General features: G+C 43.4%; 23 protein-coding genes. 18 read left to right on the top strand and 5 right to left on the bottom strand.

The features are described 5' to 3' along the window. Positions 1–1,018 precede the first annotated feature (1,018 nt). Together MHN09_RS13325 and MHN09_RS13320 are read right to left on the bottom strand one after the other, a co-directional pair. Positions 1,019–2,425 carry a heavy metal sensor histidine kinase gene (locus MHN09_RS13325; RefSeq protein WP_156079160.1) on the bottom strand — a complete coding sequence of 469 codons (1,407 nt, stop codon included), beginning with the start codon at positions 2,423–2,425 and terminating at the stop codon, positions 1,019–1,021. Then, complete coding sequence (locus tag MHN09_RS13320) at positions 2,409–3,092, bottom strand: heavy metal response regulator transcription factor (protein WP_020742690.1); 684 nt, start codon at positions 3,090–3,092, stop codon at positions 2,409–2,411. Before MHN09_RS13320 ends, MHN09_RS13325 begins: the two co-directional genes overlap by 17 nt. A gap of 747 nt (positions 3,093–3,839) precedes the next feature. On the opposite strand from MHN09_RS13320, the gene MHN09_RS13315 reads away from it, so the two are divergent. The 9 genes from MHN09_RS13315 (at position 3,840) to MHN09_RS13275 (ending at position 14,156) form a co-directional block, all read left to right on the top strand. After that, positions 3,840–4,349 (top strand): DUF411 domain-containing protein, encoded by a 510-nt coding sequence (locus tag MHN09_RS13315; RefSeq protein ID WP_049587499.1) that lies wholly within the window; start codon positions 3,840–3,842, stop codon positions 4,347–4,349. Beyond that, complete coding sequence (locus MHN09_RS13310; protein WP_014996986.1) at positions 4,349–5,713, top strand: TolC family protein; 1,365 nt, start codon at positions 4,349–4,351, stop codon at positions 5,711–5,713. Before MHN09_RS13315 ends, MHN09_RS13310 begins: the two co-directional genes overlap by 1 nt. Further along, positions 5,710–7,728 (top strand): efflux RND transporter periplasmic adaptor subunit, encoded by a 2,019-nt coding sequence (locus tag MHN09_RS13305; RefSeq protein ID WP_239241042.1) that lies wholly within the window; start codon positions 5,710–5,712, stop codon positions 7,726–7,728. Before MHN09_RS13310 ends, MHN09_RS13305 begins: the two co-directional genes overlap by 4 nt. Continuing rightward, the gene (locus tag MHN09_RS13300) at positions 7,725–10,862 is read left to right on the top strand and encodes an efflux RND transporter permease subunit (protein WP_239241041.1); all 3,138 of its coding nucleotides are present in this window, start codon (positions 7,725–7,727) and stop codon (positions 10,860–10,862) included. The genes MHN09_RS13305 and MHN09_RS13300 overlap by 4 nt, the downstream gene beginning before the upstream one ends. 257 nt (positions 10,863–11,119) lie before the next feature. After that, a complete protein-coding gene (locus MHN09_RS13295; protein WP_012516837.1) occupies positions 11,120–11,512 on the top strand; it encodes a copper resistance CopC family protein in 393 nt (130 codons plus the stop codon). Between the two features lie 8 nt (positions 11,513–11,520). Next, positions 11,521–12,435, top strand: a complete 915-nt coding sequence (locus MHN09_RS13290) for a CopD family protein (protein ID WP_015066006.1) — start codon at positions 11,521–11,523, stop codon at positions 12,433–12,435. Positions 12,436–12,446: 11 nt separating this feature from the next. Beyond that, positions 12,447–12,926, top strand: a complete 480-nt coding sequence (locus MHN09_RS13285) for a nuclear transport factor 2 family protein (protein ID WP_020742693.1) — start codon at positions 12,447–12,449, stop codon at positions 12,924–12,926. Positions 12,927–12,960: 34 nt separating this feature from the next. After that, positions 12,961–13,443: a nuclear transport factor 2 family protein gene (locus MHN09_RS13280; protein WP_069945558.1), complete on the top strand. Its 483-nt coding sequence runs from the start codon at positions 12,961–12,963 to the stop codon at positions 13,441–13,443. A 14-nt stretch (positions 13,444–13,457) separates the two neighbouring features. Beyond that, positions 13,458–14,156, top strand: coding sequence for a heparan-alpha-glucosaminide N-acetyltransferase (locus MHN09_RS13275; RefSeq protein WP_020744863.1), 699 nt, complete (start codon positions 13,458–13,460; stop codon positions 14,154–14,156). A gap of 269 nt (positions 14,157–14,425) precedes the next feature. Here MHN09_RS13275 and MHN09_RS13270 read toward each other — a convergent pair whose 3' ends face one another. The 3 genes from MHN09_RS13270 to MHN09_RS13265 form a co-directional block, all read right to left on the bottom strand. Beyond that, positions 14,426–15,529: a hypothetical protein gene (locus MHN09_RS13270; protein ID WP_020744630.1), complete on the bottom strand. Its 1,104-nt coding sequence runs from the start codon at positions 15,527–15,529 to the stop codon at positions 14,426–14,428. An 87-nt stretch (positions 15,530–15,616) separates the two neighbouring features. After that, positions 15,617–15,742 carry a hypothetical protein gene (locus MHN09_RS21450; protein ID WP_264180995.1) on the bottom strand — a complete coding sequence of 42 codons (126 nt, stop codon included), beginning with the start codon at positions 15,740–15,742 and terminating at the stop codon, positions 15,617–15,619. Positions 15,743–15,841: 99 nt separating this feature from the next. Then, the gene (locus tag MHN09_RS13265) at positions 15,842–17,956 is read right to left on the bottom strand and encodes an SDR family NAD(P)-dependent oxidoreductase (RefSeq protein ID WP_168463058.1); all 2,115 of its coding nucleotides are present in this window, start codon (positions 17,954–17,956) and stop codon (positions 15,842–15,844) included. Positions 17,957–18,389: 433 nt separating this feature from the next. Here MHN09_RS13265 and MHN09_RS13260 point away from each other — a divergent pair, with 433 nt between their 5' ends. From MHN09_RS13260 to MHN09_RS13220, 9 genes are all read left to right on the top strand, one after another. After that, positions 18,390–18,563 carry a hypothetical protein gene (locus MHN09_RS13260; RefSeq protein WP_012516845.1) on the top strand — a complete coding sequence of 58 codons (174 nt, stop codon included), beginning with the start codon at positions 18,390–18,392 and terminating at the stop codon, positions 18,561–18,563. 8 nt (positions 18,564–18,571) lie between these two features. Then, positions 18,572–18,787, top strand: a complete 216-nt coding sequence (locus MHN09_RS13255; protein ID WP_012516846.1) for a hypothetical protein — start codon at positions 18,572–18,574, stop codon at positions 18,785–18,787. A 15-nt stretch (positions 18,788–18,802) separates the two neighbouring features. Continuing rightward, positions 18,803–19,096, top strand: a complete 294-nt coding sequence (locus tag MHN09_RS13250) for a cytochrome c (RefSeq protein WP_239241040.1) — start codon at positions 18,803–18,805, stop codon at positions 19,094–19,096. A gap of 96 nt (positions 19,097–19,192) precedes the next feature. Then, positions 19,193–19,624 (top strand): hypothetical protein, encoded by a 432-nt coding sequence (locus tag MHN09_RS13245; protein WP_012516848.1) that lies wholly within the window; start codon positions 19,193–19,195, stop codon positions 19,622–19,624. Between the two features lie 72 nt (positions 19,625–19,696). Then, the gene (locus MHN09_RS13240) at positions 19,697–20,053 is read left to right on the top strand and encodes a hypothetical protein (RefSeq protein WP_012516849.1); all 357 of its coding nucleotides are present in this window, start codon (positions 19,697–19,699) and stop codon (positions 20,051–20,053) included. 28 nt (positions 20,054–20,081) lie between these two features. Beyond that, the gene (locus MHN09_RS13235; protein WP_020742694.1) at positions 20,082–20,927 is read left to right on the top strand and encodes a hypothetical protein; all 846 of its coding nucleotides are present in this window, start codon (positions 20,082–20,084) and stop codon (positions 20,925–20,927) included. Next, positions 20,924–22,858, top strand: a complete 1,935-nt coding sequence (locus tag MHN09_RS13230; RefSeq protein WP_239241039.1) for a 2Fe-2S iron-sulfur cluster-binding protein — start codon at positions 20,924–20,926, stop codon at positions 22,856–22,858. Before MHN09_RS13235 ends, MHN09_RS13230 begins: the two co-directional genes overlap by 4 nt. Beyond that, a complete protein-coding gene (locus MHN09_RS13225) occupies positions 22,858–23,616 on the top strand; it encodes a hypothetical protein (RefSeq protein ID WP_014996999.1) in 759 nt (252 codons plus the stop codon). Before MHN09_RS13230 ends, MHN09_RS13225 begins: the two co-directional genes overlap by 1 nt. Then, positions 23,613–24,407 carry a cytochrome c3 family protein gene (locus MHN09_RS13220; protein WP_014997000.1) on the top strand — a complete coding sequence of 265 codons (795 nt, stop codon included), beginning with the start codon at positions 23,613–23,615 and terminating at the stop codon, positions 24,405–24,407. Before MHN09_RS13225 ends, MHN09_RS13220 begins: the two co-directional genes overlap by 4 nt. Positions 24,408–24,413: the final 6 nt, after the last annotated feature.

The following is a 24,413-nucleotide window of genomic DNA, read 5'->3' as shown; positions in this document are numbered from 1 at the left end:
TAAAAGCATTGCTATAAATGATGGCTATGTTGTACTTTCTAAGCGTAGTTTAAGGCTATATGAATCAAGAGTACTAAACTAGTTGATTACGGCTTTAATATTTAAAGGCCCTACGCACTTTTTTGTGTTGATCTGCGTCAAAGTAAGAATAACGGAATACCGCTACTATTTCCTTACTCACTGATGGAGTTTATTTGTGTCAGGCATTTATAAATGGTTTAAATTAGTACTAATAGCTGCGCTGCTTTCACAGCATGGCTTTGCTATGACGAACCCAATTATATGTGATGGTCACGACACATCAGAATCTCATATATCCTCAAATGATTCCTTATCAAACGTAGAACATACTAATTTAAATAATCACACACTTCATTCAGAAAAAGAACCAAGATGCACAGCACTGCGAAGGAAATGATCAATCGATATGCGCGTGCTGCATAGGTGCTTACTGTGCAACTTCTTTAACCCAATTTTTTGCTCCTGCGCAATCCGTTTTTTCGAAAAATAGCATTTTGGCTTTTTATAAACATACACAATAGCACTGATATTTGTGGCGTCACCGTCCGAGCGTGTGGGAAAATTTCAAACGATGCGAATGAAATAGTCCTAAGTGTGATTGGCCAAAATGAGTCAATGATGACGACTATTATAGCAGCTGAAACAACACGACAGATGTGCGTTTTCCATCTGGCTCCAGGTGTTTTTCACAGTGAGCAGGTTATCATTCTTTATCCAATAATTGAGGAACTGAAAAATGAGTTTCCCAATTTGGTAGTGAGGCTCTAGGCTTGGTTTTTTCCGAAGGTATTAATCAACTTATTCCGAACTGTTAGATCAATCGTTGATACACACAAGTAAAGCCTATACCAGCAACTGTATTAAGATTAATGATGAAATGTCCAGTTTTATGAAGAAGGTGTTGGAAAGTGCAAACATGACAAATGAGGGGAAGTGGCCGATACATCAGCTTCAGAAAGTGACCACCTGTTTAGAGTCCAGGACGAAGTTTGATTGATTATTTGTGGAATGATACAACAAATACGGTTAAGTTGTCATCTGAGCTAACCGTTAGTTTAGCTCCGTTCATGTGAAGCAATGAACGAGCGATAGTCAATCCTAAACCAACGCCTTGACCATGATTTTTTCGTGAAGGGTCTGCTCTAAAAAAGCGATCAAAAAGTCTCTGAAGATGGTCATCAGAGATTTTCGGGCCTGGATTTGAAACGGTAATTTTTGTATGTTCATCGTTGGTAGATACTGCTACCTTAACAATCGCGTTTTCGAAGGAATATCGAATTGCGTTTGACAATAGATTACTCATAGCTTGTCGAAACATGAACCTATCGCAATCAATTGTGGCATCGGCCCCTCGGATGCGAATTTGAATTTGTCTTTCTTCTGCCAGTAGTTCAAAATACTCAACTAATTCTTGAAGCTCTGCCCGGCAATTTAGTCGCTCTAACTGTGGCTTGACGAGTCCATGTTCCGTTTTGGCTAGAAGTAACATGTCACTGACCATCTTGGTCATACGTTCGTATTCTTCCAAATTAGAATATAAAATTTCAACATATTCACTTTCAGTGCGCGGTTGATTCAGAATAACCTGCGTTTGAGTTGTCAGATTTGTGACCGGTGTTCTCAATTCATGCGCAATGTCCGCAGAAAAATATGAAAGTTGCTCAAAGCCAGCTTCGAGTCGTTCAATCATAGCATTAAACGACCCCACTAATCCTGCGAGCTCGACCGGTACCTCTAAAGGATTTAGTCGGATATCGAGCTTGTCAGCAGTAATAGAACCTATTTTTCTACTCAGTTTTCGTAGCGGCGAGTGGCCTCGATACACAGCAAAACGTGCCACTATTATCGTGATCAAACCAGACACGAAAATAATGCCCCATAACGTCTTTTCAAAGTCTTCCATGTAATTCATGTGAAATTCCATGTTGGAGGCTACCACAACACGGTATGTAGACTTATTCTGACCAGTGCTGACGGTCACGAGAGCTTCAGTTGCTCGCAACATATGGGATCCATCAAAAAAAAGTGTCAACATATCAGGCGTTATGAGATCGTTGTCAAACAATTGACCGGGGTATTTGTGCAAGTCAACGCCTTTACTCGAAAATACGGATTCTCCATCTTCATTTTGCACAAGGTAATAGACTCCATGATGACCAGACACTGCTTCAACGAGGATACTCGAAGGTGCCACCTTTTCAGTGTATGCTTCGCTAAGCTTTCGTTTTACAGCATGGAATACCTCATTTAATTCATCAGCATCCTGTTCAGCAAAATGCGTTGCAATTGATTGTTGAACGATTAAGCTGATTATTGTAAGGCACACAAATACGGTAATGCCAACAAGTATAGTGACTCTAAACGCAAGAGAGTTTGGCCGTTTTAGTTTATTCGTTACTATCATCTACACTCATTTTATAGCCCATCCCCCTGACAGTTTGAATTAGCTTTACAGGAAAGTCATCATCAATTTTTGCACGCAATCTTCGGATAGCGACATCAATGACATTCGTGTCACTGTCAAAATTCATGTCCCATACCTGAGAGGCGATCAAAGAACGGGGCAATACTTCACCTTGACGTCTGACCATTAGTTCAAGCAATGTAAACTCTTTAGTCGTCAGATTGATTACTTTGCCACCGCGCTTCGCAACGCGAGAAGGGATATCAAGCTCCAAATCTGCAATGTGTAACGTGTTGTTAGGGACAGAAGTCCCTCTCCTGATCAAGGTGCGCACTCTTGCGAGGAGTTCCGCGAAAGCAAACGGTTTAACCAAATAATCGTCTGCGCCTAACTCAAGTCCTTTGACTCTGTCATTAACGTGATCGCGAGCGGTTAAAAAAAGAACGGGTGTAAATTTACCAGTCTCTCTCAATGAAGACAGGATTTTCCAACCTTCTATGTCGGGCAGCATTACATCGAGTACGATTAATTCATAATCACCAATCATCGATTTGTGGTGACCATCCAGGCCAGTCCTTACTAATTCTACAACAAAGCCGGATTCAATTAGCCCTTGTTTGATGTAATCGCCCGTTTTTACTTCGTCTTCGACTACAAGTATTTTCATGGTATGTGATTAACCTGCTGCATAGCTTTAATTCAATGGAGTAAGCCTGTTGAATACACCGCAATCGTAAAATGCTGTTAGTATACTAATAATAAAACGTATGCCAGCAACCAACAGAGTATTCAATATACTAATGAGCGCACCACATCGTAGCTCGAAGTCGCAAATATTCAACTAAAAATACACTTTCGCTATCAATATCGCTCATGATTACAAAATTGTAATGTCAAGGTAATCTGTCTGTCAGGGCCATTTGATATTCTCATTGCCGTAGCTAATCCGTGAAAACGCGTTTCATTAAAGGAGTCAGGTTTAAGTGAAACTTTCATTCGTCAAATACCTCGTTGTTATCGCTTTGTTGAGCGTGCAAGTAAGCGGGTCTTTCGCGAGTGTAGCTACGCCATGTGCAAGCGATATGGTGCATGAAATAGATAACAGAATCGGTCATCACATGGCCCACTCAACACATGATGTATCAGAGAATTGTTGCAATCAAGATTGCTGTTGTCCCATGGCTGCCTTTCAGCTCGGCATGTTGGCTGGGGCGAATCTCGAAACATCAAAACTGTTGAACACCCCAGTCCTAACCAGACAAGCAAGGCTGCATAAAGTCTTTATCGCTATACATTTACGCCCCCCAAAATACTCTCTCGTGTAATCAGGTTAGTCGATGTAAAGACTAACAGTTACTGCACGTGATGTTTCCATCGTGAAGCGTGCGAAATTCAATATATGTGAGAGTTGTTTATGAAAAAAAATATACCGTTTTGGGCTCTGGTTTCTGTAGTCCTCTTTTTAACGGCGTGCAGTGATGTCCTGCAAGCAAATAATGATGCAAAGTCTGCAACACAGGCCCCGAAAATTACATTGGATGTCTACAAAAGTAGAACATGTAGATGTTGTCAAAAATGGGTACGACATATTGAAGAACATGGTTTTGAAACAGATGTGACAAATGTCGCGCTAATGTCCAGAGTTAAAGATAAACATGGCATCGAACCCCAGTATCGCTCCTGCCATACTGCTCTTTCTCAGGACGGGTTTGTATTTGAGGGGCACATACCCGCAAAATACATCCAACAATTTTTAGAAAACCCTCCTGAAGGGGTTTTAGGGTTGAGCGTTCCAGCCATGCCAATTGGATCGCCGGGCATGGAAGTTGACGAACGATTCCAACCTTACCTTGTATTGCAACTCAATGTAGATGGTTCAGTTACGACCTTTGCTGAAGTCAACACCTATGAGGAGCAATTCTAATGAACCGGTTTTGTCTTTTTGTTTCTATTTGGGGAGCGTTCTCGTTCTCGATGGTCTCTCCCGCTATCGCGAATGAAAAATTAACGCTCAAACGTGCAGTAGAAATAGCGGTAGAAAATGATCCATGGCTCGTTAGCAGTGCACATCGTGAACGTGCCACATTGTCCAGTAGTGTCGTCGCCTCGAGCCTACCAGACCCCGTTGTCAACATCGGTTTAGCAAATGTACCCACTGATGGTTTTGCGTTTGATCAAGAGCCCATGACTCAGCTAAAAGTAGGTGTGTCACAGATGTTTCCTCGTGGTGATTCGTTAGCCATAAGGTCTCGTCAATTGCGGGAGCAAGCAGCAGAGCATCCCCTGATGAGAGCCGACCGAGTGGCCAAAGCACGCGTTCAAGTATCAAACTTATGGTTAGAAATATATCGGGCGCAGCAAAGTGTAAAGCTAATTGATGAAGATAAAGCGTTATTTGAACAGCTCAGCGATATCGCAAAGGCAAATTATTCAACTGCCTTTGGACGCGTAAATCAGCAAGATATCGTTCGTGCAAAGTTGGAATTAACAAGGTTGGAAGACCGACTTACTAAACTACGAGCATTAGAAGAAAGAGCCACAGGGAAGCTTCTAGAGTGGCTAGTTAGAGATCAAAATTATCCAAGTCAATCGGGATTTGATGCCTTTTCTCGATTAACGTTGCCGCATGCCCTACCTGAGATCAAAAACATGGGGCAGAATATGAGAACAATACTTGAGCGCAGAGATCAACAATCGCTTGCAATGGTTCTCAATCAACACCCTTTGATCCTCTCGATAGAGCAAAGAATTCGCGCCAGCCAAACCGGTATTGACCTTGCCAAAGAAAAATACAAGCCACAATGGGGGGTTAACGCTAGTTACGCCTACAGAGACGACACGCCCGACGGTACAAGTCGAGCAGATTTTTTATCGATGGGTGTAAGTTTCGATGTACCTCTTTTTACAGAAAACCGCCAAGACCAAGAGGTTTCGGCTGCCGTAAGCCTATCTGAAGCCATTAAAACCGACAAGCGCTTAGTCCTCAGAGAAATGATGTCATACATCCAGTCTTTATATGCGGAAAATGAGCGATTAATGGAGCGACAAGCGCTGTACGAACTCGAATTGTTAGAGCAAATGCAAGAGCAAGCTGAGGCATCGCTCAATGCTTATACCAACGACGAAGGAGACTTTGCTGAGGTAGTGCGTGCTCGTATTGCGGATCTTAATGCCAGAATTGACGCACTGGATATCAGTGTGGATTTGGTCAAAACAAAAATTCAACTCAACTATTACTTTGATACCAACGCAGGTATTCCTTTGTCTCAAATCGGAGAACAACAATGAGCACAATTAAAGCACTCGTCATAGGCGGGGTAGCAGGCGGTATTATGACTGCGTTGGCATTCACGTTTCTGATACCATCTTCATCATCCACCGCGAATAATGAGCAAAACGAAGAGAAGCAACCGTTGTATTGGGTAGCGCCGATGGACCCAAATTACCGCAGAGACGAACCAGGAAAGTCTCCGATGGGCATGGATCTCATTCCTGTCTACGAAGAAAGTTCAAGTGGTGATGCGGGCTCAGGAACAATTACTATAGCGCCAAATGTGGAGAACAACCTTGGTGTTCGAACTGCGAAAGTGCAGCGCCGCGCGCTGCATGTCCCTATTAGAACTGTCGGGTACGTTCAATACAACGAAGAAACATTAATCCATGTGCATCCTCGCGTTGAAGGCTGGATAGAAACACTGCATGTAAAAGCATCAGGAGAATATGTTAAAAAAGGGGAACCACTTTACTCTCTATACTCGCCTGAGTTAGTGAATGCACAAGAAGAATTGCTGCTTGCTATGCGCAGAAACAACAAAGATCTGATCGTAGCTGCTCGTTCTCGCTTAAATGCATTGCAAGTGCCTGAAGACGTCGTGGAGACGTTAACAAAAACAAAAAATGTTCAGCAAACCGTTACCTTTTCCGCACCCCAAACCGGATTCGTAGATAATTTAAACATTCGAGAAGGTTTTTTTATAAAACCTGGCGTTACAGTCATGTCGATTGGTGCATTGGATGAGGTTTGGGTTGATGCAGAGGTATTTGAGCGACAAACCGCCCAAATAGTGGAAGGGCTGCCTGTTACTATGAAATTAGATTTCCTCCCCGGAAAGACGTGGAAAGGCGTTGTAGACTACGTCTACCCAACCCTTGAACAGAGTACCCGCACACTGCGTGTGCGTCTTCGCTTTGCTAATCAAGATTATACGTTAAAGCCGAACATGTTCGCTCAAGTGACTATCCACTCTGATATGGATTCGACCAACTTGATCGTGCCAACCGAAGCGGTTATTCGAACAGGCAATCAAAATCGCGTTGTATTGGCATTGGGAGATGGAAAATTTAAATCAGTTGCAATCAAAATTGGGCGAGTGGTTGACGAGTTTACAGAAGTACTTGAAGGACTGATCGATGGTGACAGCATTGTCACCTCCGCTCAATTTATGCTTGATTCAGAGAGCAGTATTAGCTCTGACTTTAAGCGAATGGAACCCCCTGAAGAAAGTCCAACATCGGTCTTCACAGAGGTGATGATCACAGACGTGATGCCTTCTCACAACATGATAACTGCAAAACATGGTCCAATTCCAGAATGGGATTGGCCGCCGATGACCATGGATTTTGTGGTAGCGGAGCATATCAATTTAGCAACGGTCAAAGGTGGTTCATCGGCACATATCGAGATCAGTAAGCAAACTGATGGTCAATATGTGGTGACAACCGTGCACATTATCGATTCAGCACAAAGTACACAGGCGACTATGTCTGAAAGCGTTTGGACTGAAGTCAAGATTAATTCTGTAATGGATGGGCATCGAATGATAAATGTCGATCATCCCGCTATAAAAGAGTGGGATTGGCCCGCGATGACGATGGATTTTAACGTGGCAGATAACATTACCTTGTCTGATTTGGCCTCTGGAACGCTTGCGCATATTGAAATTTCAAAATCCTCAAGTGGCGAATATCTTGTTTCTACCATTCATGTTGTTGAAGAGGCAAGTAGTGAAACAAGTACCGCTGTCGACGCTGTGTGGACTCAAGCAACGGTCAATGCAGTGATGAGTGCTAGCAACCAGTTAAGCCTTGAACATGACCCTATTGAGGCGTGGGATTGGCCTGCAATGACAATGGATTTTAACGTCGCTAATGAGGTTGATTTATCTGACATTACCGCTGGTATGCGACTGCACATCGAAATTACCAAAACCCAAGACGGTGCGTACGTTATTACCACAGTACATATACAAGCATCTGATAAAGGAACGATGGATAACAGCCAACATGAAGGAGCGCACGAATGATAGAAGCAGTCATACGTTGGTCGGTCTCAAACCGCTTCTTTGTTTTACTCGCAACCATCATCATAGTCGGTGGCGGTTTAGTTACAATGAAAAATACGCCAGTAGATGCGATCCCAGATTTATCCGATGTCCAAGTGATAATCAAAACGAGTTATCCTGGTCAAGCGCCACAAGTTGTAGAAGATCAGGTAACGTACCCGCTAACGACCGCCATGCTTTCCGTACCGGGTGCACAAACGGTTCGAGGTTATTCGTTTTTCGGTGACTCCTACGTTTATATCATTTTTGATGATGATACCGACTTATATTGGGCAAGAAGCAGGGTGCTTGAATATTTATCGCAAGTTGCCCCCAATCTACCTGAAAACGCCAGGCCGCAATTAGGTCCAGATGCCACAGGCGTTGGTTGGGTTTATCTGTATGCATTGGTCGACAGAACCGGCCAACACGATATTTCTCAATTACGCAGTTTGCAAGACTGGTTCTTGAAATTTGAGCTCCAAACTGTGCCTGGCGTGTCCGAAGTCTCGGCGCTAGGGGGTATGGTGAAACAGTATCAAGTGAAAGTAGATCCTGAAAAACTCCGCGCTTACGGTATACCGCTTTCTCATATTCAGATGGCAATAAAGCGAGGGAATCAAGAAGTTGGGGCCTCTGTAGTGGAGCTTGCAGAAGCTGAGTACATGGTTCGTGCTACGGGGTATATTTCTGATAAGAAGGATATCGAAACTATTCCTCTTGGCGTCAATGACAATGGCACACCGCTTTTAATAAGGGATATTGCCACTGTAGATATCGGTCCACAAATGCGCCGCGGTATAGCAGAGCTAAACGGCGAAGGGGAAACAGTCGGCGGTATTGTCGTGATGCGTTTTGGCGAGAATGCTCAAAAAACGATAGATGGCGTCAAAGCAAAACTAGAGGACTTAAAAAAAGGACTACCTGATGGCGTTGAGGTGGTCACTGTTTATGACCGTTCCGCATTAATTGAAAGGGCCGTTGATAACCTAGCTTCAAAACTATTAGAAGAGTTTATCGTAGTCGCTTTGGTATGTGTCGCCTTTCTTTTTCATGTTCGGTCGTCACTCGTCGCTATCATCAGTATTCCTGTTGGGATCATTACCGCGCTAATCGTTATGTATATGCAAGGTATCAATGCCAATATCATGTCGTTGGGCGGCATTGCTATTGCCATTGGCGCCATGAGTGATGGTGCGATCGTTATGATTGAAAATATGCACAAACACATGGAAAAGACGCCTCTTACCAAGGAAAATCGCTGGCAGGTTGTTATCGATTCTGCGGTCGAAGTTGGACCTGCGTTATTTTTCAGTTTGTTGATCATTACGGTTAGTTTTGTACCTGTTTTTACGCTTGAGGCCCAGGAAGGGAGGATGTTTTCCCCTCTTGCTTATACGAAAACATATGCAATGGCTGCATCAGCGGCACTTGCGATTACACTGGTCCCAGTCTTAATGGGGTATTTTGTACGTGGAAAGGTTTTGCCTGAACACAAAAACCCAGTCAACAAGTTTTTAACGTTTTTATACATACCGACGCTCAAGACAGTTTTGCGCTTTCCAAAGTCAACGATGGTCGCAGCATTGATTGTCTTGGCTATCGGGCTTTGGCCAATTGATAAAATTGGTAGTGAATTTATTCCCCCGCTTGACGAAGGCGATTTGATGTATATGCCAACCACCTATGCCGGCATATCAATCGGGAAGGCACGAGAGCTTCTTCAACAGACCAACAAATTAATAAAAACCGTGCCAGAAGTAGAAACGGTATTTGGCAAAGTAGGGCGGGCGGATACGGCGACGGACCCCGCGCCACTGACCATGATTGAGACATTCATTCAATTGAAACCCAAAGAACAATGGCGAGAAGGGATGACCACGCAGGACCTTATTAAAGAGTTTGATGCAGTGGTCAATTTACCGGGCTTAACCAACGCATGGGTGATGCCAATAAAAACCCGAATTGACATGCTTGCCACAGGAATTAAAACCCCTGTTGGGATTAAAATTGGTGGTCCCGATCTAATGGAAATTCAAAAAATCGGCCAACAAATTGAGTCAATATTAACTGACGTCGATGGCACGGCTTCAGTGTATTCTGAACGCGTCGCTGGCGGTCGCTACTTGAAAGTCGACATTGATCGCGAAAAAGCCGCCCGATATGGGCTCAATATCGCTGATGTTCAGCAAATTGTCTCTAGTGCAATTGGCGGTGTTAACGTAACACAGAGTGTAGAAGGGCTGGAGCGCTATCCAGTAAATATTCGTTATCCGCAGTCATACCGAAGCTCTCCAGAGTCGCTTTCTTTGTTACCTGTAGTGACACCACAAGGAAAACGTATAGCCTTAGCTGATGTTGCTGACGTCTACATCGAAGACGGACCACCGGGTATCAAGAGTGAAAACGCGCGGCTCAATGGATGGGTGTATGTTGATATCGATGGTGTAGACATAGGCACGTATGTGGCTACCGCGCAGCAAGTTGTTGCTGAACAACTCGTTTTACCCGCCGGCTATTCAATTAATTGGTCTGGCCAATACGAGTATATGTTAAGGGCAAAGGAGAAGCTCACTTACGTTGTGCCTTTGACGCTCGCTATAATCGTTATTCTATTGTACCTCAACTTCCGAAACTTCATTGAAGTGGCGATTATTATGGGGACGTTGCCATTGTCGATGGTTGGCAGCATATGGCTTATGTACATCGAAGGCTTTAATTTCTCCGTGGCCGTAGGCGTAGGTTTCATTGCCTTGGCCGGTGTCGCTGTAGAAATAGGAGTCATTATGCTTGTATATCTCAATCATGAATATCAGGCACTGATGGATAGATGCAAAGAAGGGGGTACCTTACCGAGCGCCGAGATGTTGACCGAGGCAGTACTGCACGGTGCAGGATTGCGTGTTCGTCCCGTCATGATGACAACGGCCACTATCATCTTTGGATTGCTGCCGGTTTTATATGGCTCTGGTACGGGGTCCGAAGTCATGAGTCGGATTGCCGCGCCGATGGTGGGAGGAATGGTTAGTGCGATTATTCTGACACTACTCATACTGCCTGCCATTTATTTAATATGGCGCAAACAACAGCTTAAATACTTGGCTGTCGTTGCGTAATGAAAGGACCTGTTCGCCGTTCACATCGTTGGCTTATGCTGCTAGTCGGCGGGCAGGTGTTGTTTTGGTCGTTAAGCGGCCTTTACATGGTCTGGTTTGATATCTACTACATTCAGGGTGAACATTTTTTTACCTGGGCCCAGCGCGATGATGAAAGACGTCACAGGCTTGCTGATCGACAATACCATTGACCCAAATGCCATCAATATTGAAGCATTTGTGTCATCTATAACCCATCAAGTCTAAGGAGACTTCAAATGAAACTAATCTTTTCAATGCTCATGGTAGCCTTAAGTTTTTCTACTTTTGCTCACACAACACTTAAGACATCTACACCTAAGGATAATGCGATGTTGATGTCATCTCCACCTGAACTATCATTGGTTTTTACCAAGCCTGTAAGGTTGGCTAGAGTAACGTTGCAATCAAAAAGTGGGGAAACCATTCCGTTTGAGTTTAAGCCAAGTACGGAACTCGCTAGTGCCTTTAGTTACGAATTACCCGGATTACCAGTAGATACATACACTGTCAATTGGATGTTGCTAGGTCAGGACGGTCACAAAATGGAAGGGGCTTTTAGTTTTATGGTGCATGCTTCAATGATGAAACATAACGATAAAAAGCACGACAGCACGCACGGCAACCATTAGAGGACGCTATGGACATTTGGCAGTTGGGGTTGTTGATTTCAAAGTTTGGTGTTTATCTCGGCGTATCAGCGCTGCTTGGTGGTGGTTGGATTTTGTGCATTACCAATACTGATACTGACACCAAATTTACTCTACCCGCAAGCTTACAAACAACGGTAACAAGGCACATGCGTTTGTTTGCGGTCATTGGCATCATTTTTAGTGCTTTTGACTTTTTGTTTCAGGTTGGGCAGCTCGCTCAATCTGGATACGCTGGTATGTTTGACCCCGTTATGCGAGAGATGGTCGCGCATTCAACGCTCGGAGATGTTGCAAAAAGTCGACTAGTGCTGTTCGCAAGTGCGCTACTATATTTAACCTATTTAGGTCATTCAATTAGAAAAAATGCTTTTATTTCAAATCACTCTCTTGGAATTTTCATTGTTATTGCGTTGGCAGGATTTGGGTATACATTTACATTAACTGGGCATACTCAACAGTTACAACCTAGTTTCAAGTTTATCCTGGCTGCTCATGCCGTTATTGCGCTCGCGTGGGTGGGTTCACTCTGGCCTCTTTCAAGGACGTGCGTAGCGCTTTCTAACCCCAATTTGCACCTCGTCATGACAAAATTTGGGAAATCGGCTGTATACCCCATTGGGGGGTTAATTATTGCTGGTTTACTACTGGCTTGGCAACTTGTGCGTTCTGTTAGCAGTTTGCTTGACACAAACTACGGCTTTGTATTGCTTGTTAAGCTGTTGTTTGTTGGTGCCATCTTTCTGATCGCGTTGTTACACAAACTGCGATTGGCTCCTCAGCTTTTAACCGGCATAACCAGTCCTCGAACGCTTCAAAAATCAATCCAAATCGAACTTTGTATAGGGATATCTATTTTAATGGTGACGGTGGTGTTAAGTACCGCCGTAGGCCCCAATTATTGAAGAAACACAAAATGAAAAAAATCTACTTGTTGTCAATCATACTCTTTCCTTTGCTATTAACTAACAGTGTTAATGCTCATGATAAATCGCATAACGACACCAGCAATAGTCCTATGTTCTCAGGGCTAGACTCCGACGCAGGAATAATAGCAAAACAATTCCACAAAGCACTCTCCGACGCTAATGCAGAGACAGTCATGAGCTTACTTGCCGATAATGTCCTTATTTTGGAAGGTGGCAGAATTGAGCGCAGTGCCGACGAATATCGTGCACATCATTTGCAAGCAGACATGCAATTTTCATCTGCCGTAACCACGAAGACGATTGAGCATCATGTTCGTGTGCATGGTAATACAGCTGTCTCCATTTCAAGAAGTCACACTTCTGGAAACTATAAAGGTCGAGATATTGATAGGACAGGCAATGAAACGCTCTTTTTAACGCTGATCAATGGACAGTGGAAAATCAGTCATATTCATTGGTCTCACTAACTCCCCACCAAACTAAAATAAAAAGGTCACAATAATGAAACTTTTCTATGCAAGCTGCGTTGTTATTTTTTTGGCCACATCACCATACATTTATGCGTCTGAGCAAACGAACGACGAAACAGAGATACTAGAAATGATCCAAGATATTGAAAAGGGGTGGGAGTCTGGTAACGGTATGCCGTTCTATCAACACTATCTTGGCCAGGTAGGTGCGCGTTACATTGAGTCAGGCGGTCAGAATAAAGGTTTAGAGGATTTGGTCAAAAATCATGTAGAGCCGGAAAAAGAGGTATTGAAACGATTGACCATTGATATTCTAGATATCGAAACAAACGTTGAAGGAGACTTCGCTTGGGCAATTACGACAGTAAATGTTTCAGGAGAAGTGCGCAAAACCGGCGCAGTTTTTGATAAAAAAGGATTTCAAACCTATTTGTTTCGCCGAACTGATGAAGGATGGAAGGTCATTCATTCGCATTCATCCACCCGTGATAACAAGCCACATAAGCACCATTAACAACGTTGAATTCCGTGCAAAATCGCAATATCACATTGGATGCAATACGAACGTTAGCCATTGTATTGATGGTTGTATTCCATTTTGCTTACGATCTTCGTTTTTTTGGTTGGGTTGATTGGAATGTCCCCAATGGAAAAGGGTGGAGGGAGTTTCGGTATGTAATATTGACGCTCTTCTTTGTGAGTGTAGGCGCGTCGCTCGTGCTCGGGAATTTTCGAAAATTTAATCTAAAAATGTTTTTACTGCGGCTGTTTTCCATAGCGTTCTGGGCCGCGGTAATATCGCTTTTTACGTATTATTTTTTTAATGCAAACTGGATATTCTTTGGCGTATTGCATTTTATTGTAGTAGCAAGTGTTTTGTGTGTTCCGTTGATTCGAAAACCCATATTGTCGCTGTTGTTGGGTTTTGTTGCGGTCACGTTGTTTAACAGTGGCCTCGTATCCAGTAAATGGCCATTTAATCTGATCAGTTTGTCACTACCTCATTCTCCAAACGATTACGTTGCGATTTTTCCATGGATAGGTGTGGTATTGTTTGGTATTGCGATAGGGCACGTTTTGAAAAGCGGATTTGATCCTGTTGCAAAATGGAATATTCCGAATAAGTTGACTCTTCTCGGACGGCATAGTTTAGTGGTTTACATATTGCATCAACCTATCTTTTTTGCGCTGTTTGGTACTATCTATTGGTTGAGCTCATCGGTGTAACTATACACCTTCTTTTACTTTGCCATTAATCACCTTCAGTAACTAATATCCGCTATGCTGCTGCAGACATAAGATTACGATGAGATGTGCACATTTTTTTTGGGGGGGGGAGAGTCAAGGCAGCAGAGCAATGCTTAATACACGCATATGCGCTTGCGCGCAAATGCATGTGTCGATATAATCTTGTTATCAACGCTAATGTGTTTACAGCAACGCAAGACTAATTCGGAGAAGATTGTGCTTTTAGTGCCAACAAACCCAGACTACCGTTAATACTCGAACAGTTTTGGCCGTTCTTCTTTGAAGTTGGTGTATTTTGACCACAAAGAGCTACATTCATTTGAATCTATTACGTCAGTTATTTGTCTTACAGTAGCCATATCGTTTTCTACTAGCAATGCAGACACTTGTGATAACATTTCGTCTTTAGCGGGTTTTTCTTCAGATATTTCGTGAAGTTTCAAACATCCCCTGATAAAAACCAAGCTGTCTACCATGCAGATTACGCGAAAAATGAAACGCGGTAACCGCTCTGGTGTTTTGTATTCGCTTCGTTCTTCGTTTAACCAAAAGAGTACATTCTGCTCAAAAGCAACAAGGTTTTCATTGATCCGTTGTGTTGCATCGACATTCAATATACCAAACCGCGACATTTCAGCCTCATAAAACGCAAGATCTAGTAATGCTTCGTAATACAGCATTTTAGCATCTTCTAGCTTGTTTTTGACTTTTTCAAACCGTGAAATTGCGTGCTCTTGAATTGAAATCACTTCTCTTAATATGCTTGGATCACACCGAACCGTTGCTGTTTCATCAATTGAAATAAGCGTTAAGTCGTTAAAAAACCGATCGTAACCATCTTCCACTAAGAACCGGCGAAGATATATGGAGACCGCTAGATTTTTAAATATCAGCCCATTTTGTGTTTCTGTTTCTCCCATTAGATTTTCAAATGCTGTTTCTGCATGTTGAACCTTGTCTAAATTTAATTGCTCAAGACGCCTTACTTCTTCCTTATGATCTTGAGTGAGGCGAACAATATCGTTTTCGTGCCTCTCAGTCAGTGAATTAATTTGCCGCTGCGTGTTCATTTGTAGTTCGATCAGTTCACGATCCGTTGCTTCTCTCAAGGCAACTAAGTCGCTCTCAGCTTCATCTTTAACTGCCTTCGTTCGCGAACTTTGAACATGGTTCATCCAAGCAATTGCCGCTGAAATCATGGCGACCAACAGCGAAATAAGTGCCAGCGCCATTGTTGCAAGGTTTCGACTGGTTTCATTTGTGAAATCTCTAGACGCGAGTAGTGTTTCAGATTTAGTTGATTTGTGCAGTTGATTTAAATGAGGTTGCAATTGCATTCGAATGTCTTGCATGTTGAGAACCTGCAACGACTGCTTTACCTGCTCTAACTCTTGAGCACTCAACTCACGTAACTCTGCGTCAGAAGCCTCTGAAATTTTCTAATACGCGTCATCAATTTGTACTTTAAGACCAGTTAATCCTCTGTAAAAATCGCCATGCTCACGATCATTTGGATGTGCGAGCGATGATGACATCACAAGAAACAAACATATCCATCTTTTCATAAATTATTTCCTTGTTACAAGTAACCACAATGCCAATTCAATATGGGTAGAACATACGTTCACAATATCGAAATCGTCACAGCAATGACTAAAAAACTTTTAGTCAGGGCGCAGAAGAGAGCTCATAAACAGACCAGTAGGATCGTATTGTTGTTTTAATAATTTCAAACGAGCTGTGTGTTGGCCGTAGTAAAGAGCAAGTGGCGACCCATTCCCCATGTCATAATTTTGGTAAGAATGACCATTAAAAAACGGTAATAGCAAATCGAAAGATTTATTCACCCAATCGATAACTTCAGTATCGTCACATTCAGCTTGAGTGATCCCTGTGATACTACAGACGAAAGAAGCGTTGCGGTGAATAAATGCCGAATCGTCAGCGTTTACATCCTGAATAGCGCCACAAAGCGGGTCTAGCATAAATCCACCTGAATTTACCGGACAAGCTCGGTAACACGATAAAAGTGTTTCAATGAATTCGTCTGATAGCTCGCCTTCAATTATGCCATTTCGCCAATACAAACTCAGATCACTATCGTAGTCATTGGATTGGCATTCAACGTATTGCGACCGCCTACTTAACAATGTGGCACCGTCTTGCCATTTGGCTACAGAATCCAAACCGTGCACCCAGTCCTCACTAAACCCCATTATCGAAATTCGTGCTTTATCGTGCATCGATCGCGAGAGATATGCATATAGAAAAACCGATCTGTTATCACTGAGCACTGTTTTGCTATATTGCCTAAGAATAGATCGTGCGTGACATAATGGCCACTCGAGTATTCGGCCATCAATATTTTGGGGGGCATCATTTAATTTAAACGTGACATCGGTCACAACGCCAAATTGACCATGGCCACACCCTTTTAATGCCCAAAACAAATCCGGATGTTGGGATTCGGTCACTTGTCTTACTTTACCGTCAGCAGTTATCAATCCAAACGCGAGCACATTGTCGCAACTCAAACCAAGCTTTCTGGACAAAAAACCGATCCCCCCTCCCAATGTTGCGCCGACAACACCAACATCGGGACAGGTACCCAAAGGAACTACTTTGTTGTGTTGCGCTAGAAAATGGTCCAATTCACTATTTTTGACGCCTGCGCCGACGTTTACTGAGCTCTTATCAACATTCAGTACAGTTGTTTTAAACATCGACATATCAATTACAATTGCATTGTTAAGGACCGACATGCCACTTACACCATGCCCTTGACCCTTAATTGTAATAGATAAGCGCAACTGCTTTGCACATCTGACAATGTGTATAATATCGGTCTTTGTTTTAGGTTGAATAATTACTAACGGAAAACGCGAAACACCTTGATTGAATACTTTCCTGTTTTCTTCATATTCTGCACTACCCGGTGACCAGAATGCGCCGTCAACAAGACTTGCCAGTTCTACCAAACTTGTTTCAGTAGCCCGCGTGATTGAATCTGTTTTTGTCTTTTTTGCAGGTGAAACTTCAACAATACTCTCAAGTAGATTCCAACTTCGACTACCAAAAGTGTTTGGCGTGATATCGCTCAGCAATTGTCGCAGATATTGTGCAACTAATCGGGGAGGTAAAAGCTTGTTTGCTGAATACATACTGCGCATTAACTCCGATGCAGGCAACGCGTGATTTGAAGCTTGCCTTATCGTTTCCTGCATTTTGGTGTCGACGTTTCCAGGAGCCACAGTTGTAAAAACAGCAATATCGTTATCGACTTCAAGTTGAAAACACTGGCACAGCATATTTAATGATGCTTTGCTCACACAATAAGCTGAGGCGCCAGCAACGGGTTGTACTGGCAAATCACTGGTTAAAAACATCACGCGGCTATGACTAAATTTTTTTAAGCATATCTGCGTTAAAAGGCGAGGTACTTCGACATTTATCCATTGGGTTGCCTCCCACTCATCAGGGGCGACGTTGCTAATATCTCCAAATGGCATGACAACACCTGCGCAATGGATCAGGTAGCTAAAGTGAGTATGCTGATTGACAACGTTTTGAAGGCTTTTAATACAATCCCTATTAGTGAAATCGATACACTCGATTCTGACCCTATCCCCATAAGACCTTTTAAGCTGTTGTAAAGTTTCTGGATTTCTACAAAGTGCTACGATCTGGATAAAAGGGTAGGAGAGTAGAAGCTCTTTTGTAAGCGCAAGTCCTATACCAGAGCTAGCGCCTGATATTAGTGCTGTCTGTTGATACAACATCTTAAAAGCCTATTTCGTAGAAGAGTGAAAGCTCACTTATATGTTTGATAGCTTCAGCATAAGTAAAGTCCTTGAATGGATAAATAAAGTTAATGATTTGATTACAGAAATGTAATCAAACCGTAATCGATTCGTTGTGATGCTTTGATCTGAATCAACTACAGTTGAAATGAAATCACTACGATTAAATACATAAACATTTTATTAAGGTGCCTACGACGAACAAGGACAACTAGATATCACAGCCAATGGGTTTGATATCAACTTTATTAGTACTCACGCCATCATCAGAGGCGAGTATATTAAAACTGAAACGGACTCATTTGTTGAGCGAGATCATGAGCAAACTATTGACTCATTTTCACGCAATGGATGGTTTTTACAAGGTACTTTCTTCGTTGGGCATGCTTTTCAATCCCTAGGTAGTACTGAATTGGTCCTTGAATATGCTGAAACCAATAAAATTGAAGAAGCGGAGCGCTGGATGGTAGGTGTCAACTATTGGTTGGACCCTCGTTCAGTTATTAAGGTGGGCTATGAAGATACAGACGTAGTTGAAGGCCCTGATGATACACGGTTTGCTGTGCAATTCAGCTATGGATTCTAGGGGATATCATGAACAAGAAATTAATTATATGTGCACTAATCACATTTATTTCGTTACCGAACTTGGCAGACGATGAAACCACACTTTCTGGCGCAGAGTTAATTAATAACAACTGTGCGCGTTGTCATAACAGTAGGCCTGTGCGTGAGTTTTCTATCAGTGAGTGGAGAGTGATCATGCCACACATGCGCGAAAAAGCGCATTTAACCGGCAGCGAAGTATAAGCCATTCTTGAATTCATGGAAATAGCTTCTAGTCCTGCTCAACCGGTAGAGGTGACTCTGGCTAAATCATTAACAGTCAATCCACGTGACGTACTCACTCGATATGGTTGTCAGGGGTGTCATCAAGTGCAAGGCGCAGGCGGAACACTCGGTCCATCGCTGGATAATGTTATTAGCGAAAACGGCAGGGCATTCTTTTTGCGCAAAGTTAAGGAGCCTCAATTTAATAACTCGTCGTCCGCAATGCCGCAAATGCCGATTACAGATGATGAGCTTGAAGCTTTAGCTGAGTTTTTATCGTCCATATAGCCTATTGACCTGAGTCTAAGACATTAGATTAAGGTGACAAGACGTAAACTTTAAACCTAAAACGCTCAACTGAGCATAATCAAAGGAAACAATCTTATGAAAAAGCTTACTTCACTATTACTGGCCAGTGCTTTAGTCGTTGCGCCAATAGCGACTTCTTTTGCATATCAACAGACTGACAAATCTGATATGCCGATGATGGATGGTCAGATGATGCAAAAGATGCAGACGCATATGGAAGAAATGCGCGCAGTATTGGATGCCGTTAAGAGTGAATCGGATCCGGAGAAGCGCGAAGCCATGTTGCATGAGCATGCCCAAAAGATGCAAGACATGATGGGCATGATGGAAGGAAGCGACTCGATGGGGATGAAAGCGGGAAAAGGAATGAAACACAAACACACTGATATGTCCACCGAAGACAAAATGAAAATGATGGAACAGCGTATGTCGATGATGGAAGACATGATGAGCCAAATGATGGGGCACACCGCTGAAAAGTCTAAACCAATACATAAACACAAATAGAGCTAATCACCACGTTACGAGGCAGGAGGTGACCTGCTGTCTCGCTTATTTCAATAATCACAGGAATTTTACATGAATAAATTAATTAAGTTTTTTTCAATTGTAGTCTTGTCAGTTGGACTCCTCGGAGGATGCGCAAGCCAGGTTTATCACGACTACATCATGAGTGGGCAAGTTGTTACAGTCGATGATAAGCAAGCAGTGGTATGTGTATCTGATACGGATGGTTTGAAGGAACATCAAGTTTTTAATGTCTATAGAACTGTCTACGACCCTACAGCAATCTCAGAAGGTGAAAACAGCTATTCACGAGAGTTCGTTGGGAAAATTCGTCTTGGAAAAACTAAGGATAAGCACTTCGCGGAAGCTATTGTGCTGGATGGCGAAATTACGCGTTATGACATGGTCGAGTTTGACCGTGGTTTTTGATTAATATTTTAATTAGGAGTATGCCGTTGTGAATAATAGAGTTTATCACCAACCCTACCGTATAGCGGTTATTGTGACGCTGGTATTAGTGAGTGTCTTATTCACAACCGCGTGCTCAGCAGTACCACAAAGTACTGAGCCAGACAAAAAAAACAATTCATCAGAAACTAAAGAAACTCAGCCTGAGTTAAACGTTGATGACTTCGCTAAAATCCAAACCGCTTTGCGCTCGTTAGACAATTCATTAGCGACCCAGCCAAAAAGCAATGAGAGTGTAAATCCGAGTGATACCAGTGTTTCACTCAATACATCATCAATGCCACTTTCAGCAACAAACACAATGAAAATGGGAAAGAGTAAGAATAAAGGCATGATGCCAATGCGCGGGAAATCGTGCATGGGAATGATGTGCAAAATGATGATGAAAAACAGCTCAATGATGGGTACACCACCTGAACAAAATAAAACACAGATATCTGGTTCTCCATTAAATGAAAGCTTACCCGGTGTCAGTGGAGCGCTGCATTTATACCACGTTGGAGAGCAAGCTTTTTTCTTAAACCACAAAGAGACACTCGAATTGACCGATGGTCAGTACCAAACGCTTCTCACGATCCGAACTGAATGGGAGTCTACTCAACAAAGCTTTACGCTGCAGCGAAGTGCGTTAGAAGCATCGTTGTGGGAATTGACCGCTCAGGGGCTACCTCAATACGACAATATCAAAGACACCATTGCTGAAATAGAAGCCACAAACAGCGCCTTGCGGTTGCAGTTTATTACATCGGTAGGGAAAGCGGTATCAGTATTAACGCCCTCTCAGATCGCTAAGATAAATAGCCTGTGGATGGCCGAACAAACAGGTGAGTTATGAGCATGTGGTGGCCACACACATCATTTTTTCTGCGTTACGCCGTCATTTTGAACGTTATGCTGTTATTCGCAACGACGAGCAGTTACGCACAGCAACAGCCAGAGGATAGTGAGCATGCGAGCCACCATCCTGAAGCTACCAATGATCCCACTGTCAACGCTAATACGGATGTTTTGCCGACTGCTACACAAGGTAAAGGACCGCTGGGCAATGCTGACGCCATGATGGGATCCGGTATGGCAAAAGGCATGGATAAAATGATGGAGAAAATGGGTGCACCCAAACCTAAAGATCTCTATCCCACGCTAATGCGCATGCATTCAGCTACACCCGAACAAAGAGAGACTGTTCTGATTAAAGCAACCGCAAGAATGCAACAAGGAAGTGAGCAACTTGCTACAGGTTTTGATTGGCTTGCCCGCGCAGCTGCCACTGATGACTATTCCCAAATGCAAATGGCTGTTGAAACAGTTAAAGAGGGTATAGCCCATTTTGACAGTGGTCTTGCTGCGAAACGTGCCATACAAGACGGGCAAGAACCACGAAGAGTGGCATTAACCTGGTTCAAGTCACAAATGAATTTGCTTCCCAGTGCGCCGGAAAAAGGTACTTCAACCCTATTTGGTATGACACCGTTTCACAGCGCAGTGATGCTCGTTTTACTCATATTTACAATTGTTATGGTGTATGTGTATGGATTTAAGATGCGCAGAGCTGCCGCGCTGCTCGAAGAGCTTAAGTCTACTGACACCGCAAGCACATCTGCGCCAACGACAAAAGTTTCCTCTGTTGTCGAATCTAATCCGGCTGCCCAGCAGCATGCTTCGGCACCTGCGCAAAGTAGCGAGCCAGCATTGTCATCCACTGCCTCATCGCGCAAGGGCACGTTTAGTGGCGGTATGGTAGTAACCGCGATTTTTAATGAAACCCATGATGTTAAAACGTTACGTCTAGCCAGCCCAGATGGACAAACCATTCCATTTGATTTCGAACCAGGTCAATTTGTCACGTTCACACTGAACATCGATGGTTTTGAAAAGCCAGTTAAGCGCTCATACACCATTGCATCATCGCCCACTGAACAGTATTACTTTGAAGTTACGATAAAGCGAGAGGAGTTCGGTGTGGTTTCTCGTTATATGCATGACGCGGTTGAGGTAGGAAATACGCTTTCAATTAAAGCCCCCGGCGGTAAATTTTATTTCAATGGTCATGGTTCAAACAGCGTGGTGTTGATTTCTGGGGGAGTGGGGATCACACCGATGATGAGCGCTGTCCGCTACTTGACGACGACGTGCTGGGACGGTGATATTTATTTTCTGTTTTGTACGCGAACGTCCAACGACTTTATTTTTGAACAGGAATTAAAATATCTGCAAGCACGTCATCCTCGGTTAAAAGTACTGGTCAGTACGACTCAAGCAGAGGGTACATCCTGGATGGGGCCCCAAGGCCGCTTTTCATCCGCAATGATAAACGAATTTGTGCCAGATATTGCCTCAAAAACTGCGCATATTTGTGGGCCTCCTGCAATGATGGATGCTACGAAAAAAATGCTAGCCGAATTGGGTATGCCTAACACGCATATTAAAACCGAAGCGTTTGGGGCTGCTAAACCAGAGCCCGCTCCCGTTAAACCTCAATTAGCCACTAACACCAACGCAGGCGACAACAGACAAGTACGGTTTAGTCTTTCAGACGTCGAAGCCCACGCGGGTCCGGATGAGACCGTATTAGACGTCGCTGATGGACTCGATGTAGATATAGAGAATTCATGCAGAGCGGGTTCGTGCGGGAGTTGTAAGGTGAAACTGCTACGTGGTGACGTCGATATGGAGGTTGATGATGGGCTGGAGCCTGAAGATAAGCTCAGTGGGTATATTCTGGCGTGCCAAGCTATCCCTAAATCTGATGTGGAGGTTGAGGCTTAATGAATTCTCAAGAGCGCACAATTGTAAGCAGCTTGGTTGTCCTAATGATCCTGCTATGGCTCGGTTTTTTATGGCATAGAGACCCAGCATTCCCAGGCAGTTTTATTGGATTTGGCGTGGGTTTAAGCGCTTCGGTATTAATGCTTATCCCATTGGTATACATGACCATTAAGCGTAACAAATCACTTAAGAAAGTCGTGACGAAGCACATCGCTATGCCAACGCTCCTGCGTATACATATCTATGCTGGTGTGCTGGGGCCTATTCTAGCGCTGATCCATAGTGCCCATCGTTTTGATAGTGCTACCGGAGTTTCGCTTGTTATCTTTATGATGGTCGTTGTGATCAGTGGGTTTGTGGGTCGATATGTACTCGGTCTTATTTCATCGAATGTGAAAGAGAAAAAGCGCCAAGTAAATGAACTCCACGTTGCGCTTTCTAACGCAAAACAGGCGTTGAAAGACGCAGTCTGTGATGACAGATATTCGACGTTTGCCCAAACATCCGCACGACATATTCCTTACATCACGTTAAATGTGCCTACTTCAGCACAAAGTAAATTGTTCAAACAAGAAAGCCAGGTTCTTTCTATCATTGATACAATTTCCGATGTTGAGTACAGCATTCTCATTCATGACACCGCGAAGGTGTGGTTTGCTCGTTGGTTAAAATTTCACATCGTGATTTCAATGACACTTTATGTAGTCCTGTTTTTTCACATTTTCAGTGAAGTTTACTTTGGACTGCGCTGGTTATGATGAAATGGATAATAATCGTTCTTGGCTTAGTTGCTGCTGGCTTTGGCGTCAGTCATTTCATTCATATGCCTGAAGATAGCGCACAAATTCCATGGGAAAAAATGGTTGAACCCGGTTCACTCAATAAAGCACATGCCTTTCTCGCGGATGACTGTTTGAGTTGTCACACACCGGTGAAGGGCGTTGAGCGTGACAAATGTGTGGCGTGTCATGCAAATGATACGCATATCGTTGCGCGTCAACCCACTGCATTTCATACCGACATCAAAGAATGTGCAAGTTGCCATGTAGAGCACAAAGGTGAATCGGCCAACATTTCGCTCATGAGCCATATAGCGTTAGTCGACATTGGTTTCAATATGCTCCCCAACCCAAATGTCCCGTTTGACGAGGGCGCTGCCACCATGGCGTTTTTGGAGAACATACTAGCGAATAAACAAACTCCTGAGCCCTTGTTTGTGCACCCTGAGGTCAGTGATAAAGAAGCCTTATTAAATTGTACGCAATGTCACAGCAACGATGATCGCCATTTAGGTCTATTTGGAGAGGATTGCGTGCAGTGTCACAGCACAGACAAATGGTCATTGCCAAAGTTTATTCACCCGTCGAGTCAATCACGTGATTGCAATCAATGTCATGAAGCGCCGCCCAGTCACTATATGCAGCATTTTAAAATGATTTCCGCCAAAGTGGCAGGCGAGCCTAAAGCTAAAGTTGAGGAATGCTATGCCTGCCATCAATCTACGTCCTGGAACGATATTAAGCGTGCCGGGTGGTATAAACACCATTAAGGGGTA

Source organism: Alteromonas sp. MmMcT2-5 (assembly GCF_022348315.1).
GTDB classification, from domain to species: Bacteria; Pseudomonadota; Gammaproteobacteria; order Enterobacterales; family Alteromonadaceae; genus Alteromonas; species Alteromonas macleodii.
Note: the sequence above shows the minus strand (reverse complement) of the source record. Positions and strands in the feature narration are given on the sequence as shown.